Consider the following 13,134-nt stretch of genomic DNA (forward strand, 5'->3'; position numbering starts at 1 on the left):
GAGTACGTGGCAAACCAGCCGAAAGCCGTCCCGGCCATACCGATCATCCTTGTGTCGGTTCTTCTGGCCGGGCCGGTTCTTGCCGGCCTGGCGGGTACGATCCTGCCTGCCTTCGGTTATCTGCCCGCGCTGGGCCACAACAGCTTCTCCCTTGAACCTGTCCGGCACCTGTTCCAACAACCCGGTCTGCTGACTTCCGTTTGGCTCAGTATTGCCACCGGCCTGACGGCCTCGGTCGCGTCGCTGGCGATCGTGCTCCTGTTCGTGGCAGGCTGGTCCGGAACGGCGGCGTTCCGGCGCCTGACCCGGTTTCTGTCGCCACTGCTTTCGGTACCACACGCGGCGGCGGCCATCGGTCTTGCTTTTCTGATTGCGCCATCGGGCTTTCTGGTTCGCCTCGTTTCGCCCTGGGCGACTGGCTGGACCAGGCCACCCGACGTTCTGATCCTCAACGATCCGTTCGGCATCGCCATGACGGTTGGTCTTGTCGCCAAGGAAGTGCCTTTTCTGTTCCTGATGACGCTCGCCGCGCTAAACCGCCCTCACGTTCAGGAGTATTTCAAGGCAGGTGCCAGCCTTGGCTATGGCCGTGTCGCAACCTTCTTCAAGATCGTTCTGCCGCAGATCTACCCGCTCATCCGCCTACCGGTGCTGGCAGTGGTCGCCTATGCCACATCCGTCGTTGATGTCGCCGCTATCCTTGGGCCGACGACACCGGCTCCCCTCGCCCCGCGTCTCGTCAGCTGGATGAACGACCCGGATCTGACCAAACGTCTGATGGCATCTGCCGGGGCGTTGCTGCAACTTGCCGTCAGCACGACTGCTCTTGCCACCTATCTGGCAGGCGAACGGCTGGTCGCCTCGGCCTCCAGGCGCCGTCTCGTCACCGGGCATCGTCACTTGCGCGAGCGTGCGGCAAGATATGGCGGACTTCTGGTGATGGTAATCATCATCGTGGCCATGATCCTCTCGCTGCTTCTGCTCGGGATCTGGTCTGCCGCCCGCTCGTGGTGGTTTCCCTCTGTTTTGCCGCAGGCCTGGAATGTCATGCAAATGACCGACACCCTCGGCATGAGCCTCGGGCTTCTCGGTACGACTGTCGCTCTGGCCTGTGCCTCCGCGTTTGTTGCAACAGCACTGACACTTTGGGTTCTGGAAGCGCGCGATCACCGCAAGTCAACCTCTTCGCGCCGTCTCAAGACACTCGTCTTCCTGCCGCTGCTGCTGCCGCAGATCAGCTTTCTGTTCGGTCTGCAGCTGCTTTTCCTGTCAGCGGATGTCAGCGGCACATTCTCCGCTGTTTTGCTGGCCCATCTGGTTTTCGTCCTGCCCTACGCCTTCCTGGCCTTGAGCGATCCCTGGGCCCGGCTCGATCCGCGCTTTGTCAAGGCCGCAGCCTCCATCGGCGCGTCGCGTGCCCGCATCTTCTGGCAGATCCGTTTGCCATTGCTGCTGCGGCCAGTTCTGGTAACGCTTGCCGTGGCAGCCGCGGTTTCCGTCGGCCAGTATCTGCCGACCTTGATGATCGGTGCCGGACGGATCGCCACGGTCACGACCGAGAGTGTCGCCTTGGCCAGCGGAGGCAGCCGGCAGGCAACTGCGCTGTTGGCCCTGTTGCAACTTGGCATACCACTGGCCGGATTTACGCTGGCCGCACTGTTACCGGCGTTGCTTCATCGCAACCGGGCCGCCATGCGGCTGGAAAGGTGAGGCAAGCAATGCAAATCCCAAACGAGCCATTGGGCCTGGTTCTTCAGGACGTCACCCTCCACCTGGACGGAGTGCCCCTGCTTGGGATCGACTGCCGGATAGAACCGGGAACAGTACTCACCGTGATGGGCGAAAGCGGCAGCGGCAAATCCAGCCTGCTCGACTTCATTGCCGGTTTCCTCCGGCCGGATTTCAAGGCGAGCGGCACGGTGATGCTTGATGGCAAGGATCTCACACCTCTGCCCGCACAGGAGCGCCATATCGGCCTGATGTTCCAGACGCCGCTGTTGTTCCCGCATATGTCCGTGCTGCAGAACCTGATGTTCGCCATTCCCGCTGCAATCCGCAAAAGATCCCTCCGGCGGGACATGGCTCAACAGGCCCTCGCCGATGTCGGGCTTTCCGGCTTCGGCAGCCGGGACCCTGCGACGCTGTCCGGTGGTCAGCAGACCCGCGTCGCCTTGATGCGAACGCTTCTTGCCGAGCCGCATGCGCTGCTACTGGACGAACCTTTCTCAAGTCTCGACAAGGCCCGGCGAGCTGACATCCGGGCATTGGTCTTCGACGCAGCCAGACAAAAGGGCTTGCCCGTCCTGCTTGTCACGCACGACGAGGAAGACGCTGACGCAGCCGGTGGCAAGGTACATTTTCTTGATGAAAGCGGATCAGGCAACGGCTGCGCCTGAGAAGGAGGTCACATAGGTGCGTTCGTCGGCGAACAGGACGCACGGCCAAAACGCGCGGAAGAACTGAGCCGCCTAAATAGTCTTCTGATGGCAGACAGAAGATGTCTGCCGTTGCCAGGATCGCTCCGACGACGGCAGACGGAAATCAGGTTTGTGAACCCTGGTGCTTATTCGGCGGTGTCCGCAGACTTGGCCTGCAGCAGGGAGTAGTTGTCGATGCCGATCCGTTCGATCAGTTCAAGCTGCGTTTCGAGGAAATCGATGTGGCTTTCCTCGTCGCTCAGAAGCTGTTCAAACAGCGCCATGGAAACATAGTCGCCGAGTTCGCGGCAGACTTCGCGGGCTTCGTGGTAAAGGGCCCGCGCGACGTATTCCGCTGCAAGGTCGCCTTCCAGGCATTCCTTGACCGACTGGCCGATCCGCAGCGGGTCCAGGGTCTGAAGATTGGGCAGACCTTCCAGGAAGATGATCCGGTCCATCAGATCCTGTGCGTGCTGACGCTCTTCTTCAGCTTCCGCCAGTTCCTTGTCGGCCAGCTTGCCGAAGCCCCAGTCGGCCAGCAGCCGGGCATGGACCCAATATTGGTTCACTGCCGTCAACTCGTGCCGCAGGGCCTTGTTGAGATACTCGATTACGCGCGCTTCGCCCTTCATGACCCTCTCCCTGCGAGATCCCCCCGGGGTGCTCTGTCACTTGGACATGTGCCCGGAAGTTGATCGAAATCCATGTTCCGGACCAAGCCATTTCTCTGGCAGGGGCCGGTAAGTCCTAGCGGTTTGAAGCCTGCTTCAATTCTGCAGGCGACTCTTCCGACTTTGGTTGCTCTTCAGAACTTTTTTCGTGAATGATGTCAATGACCGACGGAAAACAGCTTCCGCAACGCGGCCTGCACCCCAGATGACGGAACACCGCTCCGGGCGTTGGCACCTTGCCATTCGGGTCTGCACGCATTTCTTCCGCGGCTTCGCGAAGTTGCTTGTCAGACAGTACGTTACAGGAGCAAATGATCATTGTAGGATCCGGCGCGCGTCCTCATATGCGAACATATTGGCATTGACGAATTCCAGCGCAATAACGAAACTCGACTGCAAGAGTCAACTTTTTCCACGACTTTTGCACGCCAGCAGGGAAATAACATGACCGGCCAGGGTATCCCCGACGAGCGTCCGACACTCGTGCTGACAGGCGCGAGCCGCGGCATCGGACATGCCACCGTCAAGCGGTTTTCCGCGGAAGGCTGGCGGGTGATCACCTGCTCCCGGCAGGCGTTTTCGGACAAGTGTCCATGGCCGATGGGGCCTGAGGACCATATCCAGGTGGATCTTTCCGATCCGGAAAACCTCGGGTTTGCTACCCAGGAAATCCGCAAGCGTCTGGAGCCCAACGGTTCGCGCCTTCATGCGCTGGTCAACAATGCGGGGATCAGCCCCAAGGGCCCCGACGGAGAACGACTGGATTCGCTGACAACGGCCATGCACGAATGGCGAACCGTTTTTCAGGTCAACTTCTTTGCCCCCATCCTTCTTGGCCGGGGCCTTTTCAAAGAACTGAAGAATGCCAAGGGGTCGGTCGTCAACGTGACGTCGATCGCCGGCATGAAGGTGCATCCCTTCGCCGGCACCGCCTATTCCACCTCGAAGGCGGCCCTCGCATCGCTTACGCGGGAGATGGCGGCCGACTTCGGTCCGCACGGCATTCGCGTCAATGCAATCGCACCGGGCGAAATCGATACATCCATCCTGTCACCTGGCACCGAAAAGATGATCGAAGACATTCCGCTCCGCCGCCTTGGCCTGCCGAATGAAGTTGCCGACACGATCTATTACTTGTGCTCCGAGAAGTCTTCCTACGTCAGTGGAGCAGAAATTCACATCAACGGCGGTCAGCATGTATAAATCCTTTATACAACCCGACCCTCTTCTAGCTTGCCGATATATTTGCGGCACCTGAACCTGACTTTAAAAATGACGCATTTATTCTTCAGCTAAATATTACCTGAAGCTAAAAATGCGTGATTTACCTAATGTTCATTGCGCTCCGCAATACTGACAGAACGACAATGCAGTTGTTCCGGCTGTGCGGGGATAAAATGAAACGAATATTGAAAGTTCTGACCGACTTGAAATTTGGCTTCAAGGTCGGCGGCGGTTTTCTGGCTGTCTTGCTGCTGACGGCAGTCGTAGGTGGCGTGGGATTTCTGGCCATCCATGGTCTGTCCGCGCGGTTCGTCGTTGCCGATCAGGCGGCCAAGGTTGCCGGACAGGTCCAGGCAACGTCCCTGCTTCGTGAAGACTATCTCAACAATCCTTCGGCAGACCTTCGCAATTCCGTGCTTGAAGGTGTGGCGACGCTGCAAGGCGAACTGGACCTCCTGACCAACGAGATTGCGGGCGACACCGCCTCTGAAGCTCAGGTCGCCGGGGCCAAGGACGCGGTCTCCAGTTTCTCGACCACTTTCGATCAGGTCGCCGAGCAGACGGTGCAGCAGGCCGAGCGTATCGCGACACTTCAGAAAAGCACCAATGATCTGGAAGCACTGGCGACCAACATCAGTGACGCCGTTCTGACGGAAGAAAAACGCATCAGCGCCGAAGCTTTCGCGGCGAACAGCCAGCTTGACGATGCCAACCAGCTTCAGAGAACCGTGTTCGAACTGAAAGACGAAGTCGTCAAGGTTCACATGCTTTACCTGAAAGGCAGCGGCAACATTGACGGTGAAGATCTTACCTCAGCCATCGACACCGCACGCAACCTCGTCTCTTCCACGAAGCAGATGAAGTACAAGCAGATCGACGGTATCGACCGCAAGACCGTGAGCAAGCTGGCCTCGCAGGCGAACAAGCTCAACGCGGCTCTGGAGAACCTCACCAAGGATCTCGGCTTTTCCGAAGCCTATGAAGCACGCCAGGCCGTCGGCAATGCAATCGACGGGATGAACGGCTTTACAGAAGAAATTCTCGGGCAAGTCCACCCGGTCGTTTCCAAGGCAAAGACCGACGCGCTGACCGCCTCCACCCGCCTTGCAACGGTACGCTCCATTGCCGAGAAAGCTACCAGCCTGAATGAGATGGCACTGGCCGCCCGCGCGGAAACACTCTACCTCTTCGGCGCCTTTGGTGTCAGCGACCAGTCGGCCGTGGAAGAACAGATCGCCAATCTGCAGGGCCTGGAAAAGGACATGGTCAAATACGCCATGATCCTTCCCTCCGCCGCAGACGCAATCAACGCCATCCCTGAATCCGTTGCAACGCTCGACAAGTCTTTCCGCGAGATGCTTGTCACCAAGGCTGATCTGGCCGCCAAACGAGTGGAACTTGACGACCTGACCCGAAAGGTCAGCGCCGACATCACGTCCATCTCCGCTGCCCAGTCGCAGGCCGCCAATTCCGCCGCCACGGCTGCAAAGGTTCAGATTGCCGTCACGATCCTGCTCGCCATCCTGGGCGGCATCGGTCTTGCCTTCATTCTCAACCTGGCCATCACGCGTCCGATCCGCACGATCACCGGCGTCATGGACCGCCTGGCAAACGGCAACAATGAAGTTGTGATCCCGGGCATCGATCGTGGCGACGAGATCGGCGACATGAGCCGCACGGTGCAGGTGTTCCGCGACAACGCTGTCGAACGCGCTCAGCTGCAGGAGCAGAATGCCCGCGAGGAAGCCTCCCGCCAGGAACGCCAGGCCCGTATCGACAGTCTGATCCATTCATTCCGCACCAAGGCGGAAGAAGCGCTCGGCTCCGTGGAAACCACCGCGGGCGGCCTCGACAACACCGCACAGGCCCTGACGGAAATCGCCCGGGACAGCGCCGGTTACGCCAGCGAAACCCAGGCATCGTCCAACGAGACCACCAACAACGTTCAGACCGTGGCAAGCGCCGCCGAAGAACTGGCGGCTTCGATCGGCGAGATCTCCCGCCAGGTTGCCCAGACGACAGAAATCGTCGACCGGGCCACCACCGGAACACGGATCACCAACCAGAAGGTCGAAGGGCTGGCGGAAGCCGCCACAAAGATCGGCGAAGTGGTGACCCTCATCCAGGCGATTGCCGAACAGACCAACCTTCTGGCCCTCAACGCCACCATCGAAGCGGCACGCGCCGGTGAAGCCGGAAGAGGTTTCGCGGTTGTTGCTGCCGAGGTGAAGGAGCTGGCCACCCAGACCTCCAAGGCAACGGAGGAGATCTCCAGCCAGATCACCGAGATCCAGAACGCGACCAAGGAATCCGTCGTTGCCATTGGCGAGATCGCGGAGACCATGACCGAGGTGAACACCTACACCACGGCCATCGCATCGGCTGTCGAACAGCAGGGCGCCGCCACCGCGGAAATTTCGCAGAACGTGCAGCGCGCGGCGGAAGGAACCGGTGCCGTGTCCTCTTCCATGTCGCAGCTTTCGCAGGCCGTTGACCAGACCTCCTCGTCTGCGGACATGGTGCTGTCGGCTTCCGGAGAACTGACCCAGAAGACCCACGAACTGAAGCGAGAAGTCGAGCAGTTCCTCTCCGAGGTTGCCGCAGCCTGATCGCACACATCTGACCGAAGAGGGCGGGTGAGCTTCGGCTCCCCGCCCTTTTCTTTTGCGCTCGACAGGATCGCCGACGGCAGCGGGAAATTGCCTTTGCGGTGCTGTTGTGGCCGGTCACGAAACCTTTGGACCGGACGGGTTCAAAAGCCGGCCAGGAAACCTTTTCGACCACACAGGAACGTCTAATCTACTTTCAAATGAAGGCAGGATGTTCTATGGCGGAACAACTTCAAACCTGACAGAAAACGAGTGAGACCCGTGGCGGATCAGACCAGTGCCTCCACCTATGCCCCGTCCGGCGAGCCTGCACACCAGAGCTGGCCGGTGATCCTGGAAACCAAGGGCTGGAAGGACTATCGGCTTCTGGACATGGGCCAGGGCGAGAAGCTGGAGCGTTATGGCCGTTTCACCATCGTGCGTCCGGAACCGCAGGCCATGGGGGCCCGGCGGCAGAAGGAAAGTGTCTGGAACCGTGCCGATGCCGTCTTTTCCGGCGACACGGAAGAAGAAGGCCCGGGCCGCTGGAAGTTTTCCGGAAGCGTGCCGGAAACCTGGCCGATGTCATACGGTCCTGTTCGCTACAACGGTCGCTTCATGTCGTTCCGCCACGTCGGCGTCTTCCCCGAACAGGCCGCCCATTGGGACTGGGTCAACGGCAAGATCCGCGCTGAACGCGAGCGCGCACCGGAAAAGCCGCTGAAGATCCTGAACCTTTTCGGCTACACCGGCCTTGCCTCGTTGCTGCCGGCGACGGAAGGGGCGCAGGTGACCCATGTGGACGCCTCCAAGAAGGCGATCGGTTTTGCCCGCGAGAACCAGGAGATGTCAGGTCTCGAAGATCTGCCGATCCGATGGATCTGCGAGGACGCTTCGAAATTTGTTGCCCGCGAAGTGCGGCGCGGCAACACCTATGACGGCATCATTCTCGACCCACCGAAATACGGCCGCGGCCCGAAGGGGGAGGTCTGGGACATCTACACCAGCCTGCCCGGCATGCTCGCGGATCTGAAGCAGCTTCTGGACAAGGACGCATTGTTCATGATCCTGACCGCCTATGCGATCCGCTCCAGTTTCGTGTCCATTCACGAACTCATGGCCGAAACCCTGGACACCGAAGGCGGCCTGCTGGAATCCGGCGAACTGGTCATCCGCGAGGAGGACGGCAAGCGCGCGCTGTCCACGTCGCTCTTTTCGCGCTGGAGCAGCAGATGATCGAAAAACGCCAGGGGGCGGTGAAACAGATCACCAGCCATTCCAACCCAATCGTCAAGGAAATCAAGGGGCTCGTCGCGCAGCGCAAGCACCGCAGCCAGTCGGGCCTGTTCGTGGCCGAAGGCCTGAAGCTGGCCACCGATGCGCTGGAAGCCGGCTGGGGCGTGCGTTATCTCGCGCTCGGGCCTGAAGCGCGGGACAATCCTGTCGCGCAGAAGGCTGCTGCTGCCGCGAAGGCGCGCGGCGCCCTGATCCTGGAAGCATCGACCGCCGTCATGTCCGCGATGACGCGCAAGGACAATCCGCAGATGGTTGTCGGTGTTTACGAGCAGAAGCTTCTGGGAGCCCGCGACATTGATCCCGCCGGTACCACGCTCTGGGTCGCTCTCGACCGGGTGCGCGATCCGGGCAACCTTGGCACGATCATCCGCACGGTCGATGCGGTCGGTGGTGCGGGTGTCATGCTGGTCGGTGATTGCACGGATCCCTTCGCGGTTGAAGCGGTGCGCGCCACCATGGGCTCGCTGTTTCATGTGCCGCTGGCCAAACTCGGCAAGGACGAATTCAAGTCACTGGCCGAAAAGTGGCCCGGCACCGTCGCGGCCACCCACCTGAAGGGATCGGTCGACTATCGCACGCCCGACTATGCCGAGCCGGTTCTGCTGGTCATGGGCAACGAGCAGAAGGGCCTGGAAGACGACATGGCAGCCGCCTGCCGTACCTTGATCCGCATTCCGCAAGTCGGACAGGCCGACAGCCTGAACCTGGCCGTTGCCACGGGCGTTGCGCTTTATGAAATCCGCCGCAAGCATCTGGAGCTTTAGAACCTATGCGTCTGTTTATCTTTGGCACCGGGTTTTCCTCCAAGGCGTTCGTGGAAGAAGTGCGTGACCAGTTCGACTGGATCGGCGGCACAACGCGTTCTTCGGACAAAATGGAGGCGCTCCGGACACTGGGTGTCGAACCGTTTCTCTTCGACGGCAATTCTCAAGGCGACGGCGTTGCCGAAGCACTGAAGCAAGCGACGCATATACTGGTCTCGATTGCTCCGAATGAGGCCGGCGACCCGGTGCTGAACCAGTACGCCAATGAGATTGTCGGTGCGAAACCGCGCTGGATAGGATACCTCTCCACAGTCGGTGTCTACGGCAATCACGACGGTGCCTGGGTCGATGAGGAAACTCCGCTCAACCCCGTTTCCAAACGCTCCGTCCAGCGTGTCGCAGCAGAAGAGGCCTGGTTGGCATTTGCCGAACAGAATGACCTGCCGGTGCAGATTTTCCGCCTTTCGGGCATTTATGGCCCGGGCCGGAATGCATTCGAGAATTTCAGGAAGGGCACGGCGCGGCGGCTGGTGAAGCCGGGTCAGGTCTTCAACCGCATTCACGTTGCCGATATTGCGGGCGCATTGAAGGCTGCCATGGCAAAGCCGTCGACGCGGGTTTTCAACGTCACGGACGATGAACCGGCCCCGCCGCAGGATGTGGTGGCCTTTGCCGCAGAGCTGCTCGGCGTCGAAGCCCCGCCCGAGATCCCGTTCGAAACCGCGGATCTCACACCGATGGCCAGGTCCTTCTACGGCGAAAACAAGCGGGTTTCCAACCAGCGCGTCAAGGACGAGCTTGGGTTTACATTCCGCTATCCGGACTACCGTGTTGCCCTGAAGGCCTTGTTGGAGACGGTGTGATCCCGTCGCAGGTCCCTGCCCTGACCAGCCCCTGACACGGCGGCGCCTTTTTTCATGCGCCGCCAGCCGTTTCATCCATTCATTTCAGCCGTTATTTGGGCTGCGGCACGACGCGCAGATAAGGCTTCAGGGTCTTCCAGCCTTCAGGGAATTTCTCCTTCGCCTCTTCATCACTCACCGCCGGGACGATGATGACATCCTCACCGGACACCCAGTTGGCCGGGGTGGCGACCTTGTGGGCGGAGGTGAGCTGCAGACTGTCGATCACGCGGATGACTTCATCGAAGTTTCTGCCCGTGGAGGCCGGGTATTCGATCTTGAGCTTGATCTTCTTGTCCGGGCCGATAACGAACAGCGACCGCACGGTCAGCGTATCGTTGGCATTGGGATGGATCATGCCGTATGCGGTGGCCACTTTACGATCCGGATCGGCAATCAGCGGGAAGTTCAGGGCAACGCCTTGCGTATCGGCGATGTCACCAACCCAGGCATGGTGATCCTCGATGGGATCGACCGAAATGCCGAAAACCTTGACGCCACGGGCTGCGAACTTGTCCTTGAGCTTGGCGGTCATTCCCAGTTCCGTGGTGCAGACCGGCGTGAAATCCTTGGGGTGGGAAAACAGAACCGCCCAGGACCCTTCGATCGCCTCATGAAAACGGATCGGACCATCCGTGCTGTCGGCTTCGAAATCCGGTGCCTCGTCTCCGAGCAAAAGTGCAGACATGAATGAGCTCCTTAAAATTACGGACCGCAATCTCAGTTTTGCGGCGGTTTACCCTTCAGTTTTTGCGCAGACTTGTCGAGTCTCCCGGCCCATTCCACCGAGGGGCAAATGAACGCAGGGGTTGACGTTGCCTGGTTCAGCCCCCAGTTTCGGGTCACAACAAGGCGGGGATTTTCGCCACATAATTCAAAAGCTTGCATGGGAGAACCTTATGACCACCTGGCGCGTCTACTTATCCGGCGAAATCCATACCGACTGGCGTGACAGGATCATGGAAGGCACATCCGCACTCAAGCTTCCGGTGGAATTTTCCTCTCCCGTAACGGATCACGATGCCAGTGACGATTGCGGCGCGACCATCCTGGGTGGTGAGGACAACAAGTTCTGGTACGACCACAAGGGCGCAAAGGTGAACGCGATCCGCACGCGGACGCTGCTGGAAAAAGCCGACATCGTCGTGGTCCGCTTCGGCGATAAATACAAGCAATGGAACGCAGCCTTCGATGCCGGCTATGCCGCTGCGCTCGGAAAGTCACTGATTGTCGTTCACGACCCGTCGCTGACCCACCCGCTCAAGGAAGTTGACGCAGCTGCTCTTGCGGTCGCCGAGACCTCCGAACAAGTCGTCGATATCCTCAAATATGTTATACTTGGGAAGCTCGATCGGTGAGCAGGTCTTGAAATTAACAATTTCATTACCATACTAAAAGACACTATGGAAAAGCCCGGGTGTTTTTACCGGGCAACCAGACCTCCGCCAAATGGAACGGCTTCTTGAAGTGAGGCAGTCGCGAAAAGACTGCGCACGTCGATGTCCAGTTCCGAGCAGGGTCTGAAAAGTACTTTAGTATTATCATCAACACTGTCATCAAGGCGTTGAAAAAGGCAGCTATGGAAGCCGTCGTATGCCAAGATGCCAAGAATTGGAAAGAAGACTCCATGCTACATGGAAACGTGAAATGGTTTGATCAGCGCCGAGGTATCGGCACGATCGAACCGCAGGACGGCGAGGACATCCTTGTCGACATCTCGGCCCTGCGCCGGTCCGGTATTGACACTCTGAAGGAAGGCCAGCTTGTGGCATTCGACCTGGAGTGGCGCCGCGGTCAAATGGTGGCTGAAGACCTGAAAGTCCTGTAAGGTCACTTACAGGTCATTACCGGGTACAAGGGCGGTTCGACCGCCCTTTTTTATTGGATTTTTTTCAGATGCAAATTGACGAGAGATTACAACAGGGCATCTCCGCCCACCGCAGCGGCAATCTGGAAGCCGCCCTCAGCGCCTACAAGGATGTGCTATCGGAAGATCCCGACCATGCGGACGGCCTGCATTTCCTGGGGCTGCTCCATTTCGATGCCGGCAAGGCGGACAATGCGGTTGCGCTTATCCATGCCTCCCTGGAAAGGAACCCGCGCAATTTCTCCGCCTGGAACAACCTCGGCAACATCCTGAAGCTTTCGGGCGACAAGGACGAAGCCTTGAAGGCCTATTTGCGCGCAGTAGAAATTGAAGTTCGCCACGAGGAAGCCTGGAAGAACATCTCGATGATGCTGCAGGAAGCCAGCAACAACGACGAGCTTCTGCCCATGCTGCGAGAAGTCGTGCGCCTCGACCCGAACAATCACAGCGGCTGGCACAACTTCGGCATATCGCTGATGCTTGCCGGCAAAAGAGAGGAAGCGGCAGACGCTTTCGAACGGTGTCTGCAGTTCCCGCCAGACGTCTGGAGCGACAAGGGCTGGCATCCGCGCGTACTGTGCGCGCTTGGACGGGCCGAAGTCGCCACACGGCATATGGAGATGCTTGTCGCAACCTTCCCGGACGACCCGGTCATCCGCTATCAGTTTGCTGCGATCCGCGGAGAAGACCTGTCGCTTGCCCCTGCGGACTATGTCCGGGATCATTTCGACAGCTTTTCGGAAAGCTTTGACGACGTCCTGAACGGGCTCGGCTACCAGGCGCCGAAGCTTGTTGCCGAGGAAGTCGCGGAGCTGGCCAGGGAGCGCGACTTGCCGTTTGCCCATGTGGTCGACCTTGGCTGCGGCACCGGCCTTTGCGGACCACTGATCCGCGACCACTGTGCCCGGCTCACCGGCATCGACCTGTCACCGGGCATGCTGCGCAAGGCCGCTGCGCTGAAGGTCTACGACTTCCTGGTCGAGGGAGAGCTCGTTGGATTTCTTTCCTCCGACCTGCCGGCCCAATTCGATCTGGCAGTCTGTGTCGACACGCTGTGTTATCTCGGCGATCTGGAGCCTTTCATGCGGGCGCTTGCAGAAGCCCTTGCCCCGGGCGGTATGCTCGTCGCGAGCGTCGAGCATCTCGATACGTCGGACGGGCCGGACTACCGCGTGGATGCTACGGGGCGCTACGCCCACCGGCCAGAATATCTGAGGCGCTGCGCGGAGGCCGCGGGCCTTCTCTATGCGCGGGAGAAACGGGATATTCTGCGCAAGGAACTCGGCAAGGATGTGCAAGGGCTCGTTTTTCACATCCGCAAGCCAGGCGCCAGCCAGACGTGACAGTCTGTCCGCGCGGACGGCAAGTGAATTCGTGCAAGGACATTCAAAGCGGTTGTGCCGGG

At 59.6% G+C, this 13,134-nt stretch carries 13 protein-coding genes; 10 read left to right on the forward strand and 3 right to left on the reverse strand.

Annotated elements, in window-relative coordinates; translation table 11 throughout:
- Positions 1–6: 6 nt before the first annotated feature.
- A complete protein-coding gene (locus tag FIU93_RS02375) occupies positions 7–1,710 on the forward strand; it encodes an ABC transporter permease subunit (RefSeq protein WP_152504736.1) in 1,704 nt (567 codons plus the stop codon).
- Positions 1,711–1,718: 8 nt separating this feature from the next.
- Entirely contained in the window at positions 1,719–2,396 is a 678-nt protein-coding gene (locus tag FIU93_RS02380; protein ID WP_152504737.1) for an ATP-binding cassette domain-containing protein, read from the forward strand.
- Positions 2,397–2,563: 167 nt separating this feature from the next.
- On the opposite strand, the gene bfr is transcribed toward FIU93_RS02380, so the two are convergent.
- Together bfr and FIU93_RS02390 are read right to left on the reverse strand one after the other, a co-directional pair.
- Positions 2,564–3,049 carry a bacterioferritin gene (gene bfr, locus FIU93_RS02385; protein ID WP_022999710.1) on the reverse strand — a complete coding sequence of 162 codons (486 nt, stop codon included), beginning with the start codon at positions 3,047–3,049 and terminating at the stop codon, positions 2,564–2,566.
- Positions 3,050–3,164: 115 nt separating this feature from the next.
- A complete protein-coding gene (locus FIU93_RS02390) occupies positions 3,165–3,407 on the reverse strand; it encodes a (2Fe-2S)-binding protein (protein ID WP_062490562.1) in 243 nt (80 codons plus the stop codon).
- Between the two features lie 125 nt (positions 3,408–3,532).
- Here FIU93_RS02390 and FIU93_RS02395 point away from each other — a divergent pair, with 125 nt between their 5' ends.
- From FIU93_RS02395 to FIU93_RS02415, 5 genes are all read left to right on the forward strand, one after another.
- Complete coding sequence (locus FIU93_RS02395; protein ID WP_022999708.1) at positions 3,533–4,291, forward strand: SDR family oxidoreductase; 759 nt, start codon at positions 3,533–3,535, stop codon at positions 4,289–4,291.
- Between the two features lie 194 nt (positions 4,292–4,485).
- Entirely contained in the window at positions 4,486–6,921 is a 2,436-nt protein-coding gene (locus tag FIU93_RS02400) for a HAMP domain-containing methyl-accepting chemotaxis protein (protein WP_208984398.1), read from the forward strand.
- A 261-nt stretch (positions 6,922–7,182) separates the two neighbouring features.
- On the forward strand, positions 7,183–8,136 hold the full coding sequence (locus tag FIU93_RS02405; RefSeq protein ID WP_152504738.1) for a class I SAM-dependent methyltransferase: 954 nt from the start codon (positions 7,183–7,185) through the stop codon (positions 8,134–8,136).
- Positions 8,133–8,960, forward strand: a complete 828-nt coding sequence (locus FIU93_RS02410; RefSeq protein ID WP_022999705.1) for an RNA methyltransferase — start codon at positions 8,133–8,135, stop codon at positions 8,958–8,960. The genes FIU93_RS02405 and FIU93_RS02410 overlap by 4 nt, the downstream gene beginning before the upstream one ends.
- Before the next feature lie 5 nt (positions 8,961–8,965).
- Positions 8,966–9,823, forward strand: a complete 858-nt coding sequence (locus tag FIU93_RS02415) for an SDR family oxidoreductase (protein ID WP_055657427.1) — start codon at positions 8,966–8,968, stop codon at positions 9,821–9,823.
- 91 nt (positions 9,824–9,914) lie between these two features.
- Here FIU93_RS02415 and FIU93_RS02420 read toward each other — a convergent pair whose 3' ends face one another.
- Complete coding sequence (locus tag FIU93_RS02420; protein ID WP_152504739.1) at positions 9,915–10,550, reverse strand: peroxiredoxin; 636 nt, start codon at positions 10,548–10,550, stop codon at positions 9,915–9,917.
- Positions 10,551–10,761: 211 nt separating this feature from the next.
- Between FIU93_RS02420 and FIU93_RS02425 the strand changes: the two genes are divergently transcribed.
- The 3 genes from FIU93_RS02425 (at position 10,762) to FIU93_RS02435 (ending at position 13,072) form a co-directional block, all read left to right on the forward strand.
- Positions 10,762–11,220, forward strand: coding sequence for a YtoQ family protein (locus FIU93_RS02425; RefSeq protein ID WP_022999702.1), 459 nt, complete (start codon positions 10,762–10,764; stop codon positions 11,218–11,220).
- Positions 11,221–11,489: 269 nt separating this feature from the next.
- Positions 11,490–11,690, forward strand: coding sequence for a cold shock domain-containing protein (locus tag FIU93_RS02430; RefSeq protein ID WP_031268890.1), 201 nt, complete (start codon positions 11,490–11,492; stop codon positions 11,688–11,690).
- A gap of 68 nt (positions 11,691–11,758) precedes the next feature.
- Positions 11,759–13,072 (forward strand): tetratricopeptide repeat protein, encoded by a 1,314-nt coding sequence (locus FIU93_RS02435; RefSeq protein WP_152504740.1) that lies wholly within the window; start codon positions 11,759–11,761, stop codon positions 13,070–13,072.
- Positions 13,073–13,134 lie beyond the last annotated feature (62 nt).

The organism is Labrenzia sp. THAF35 (assembly GCF_009363595.1).
Classification (GTDB): Bacteria; Pseudomonadota; Alphaproteobacteria; order Rhizobiales; family Stappiaceae; genus Roseibium; species Roseibium algicola.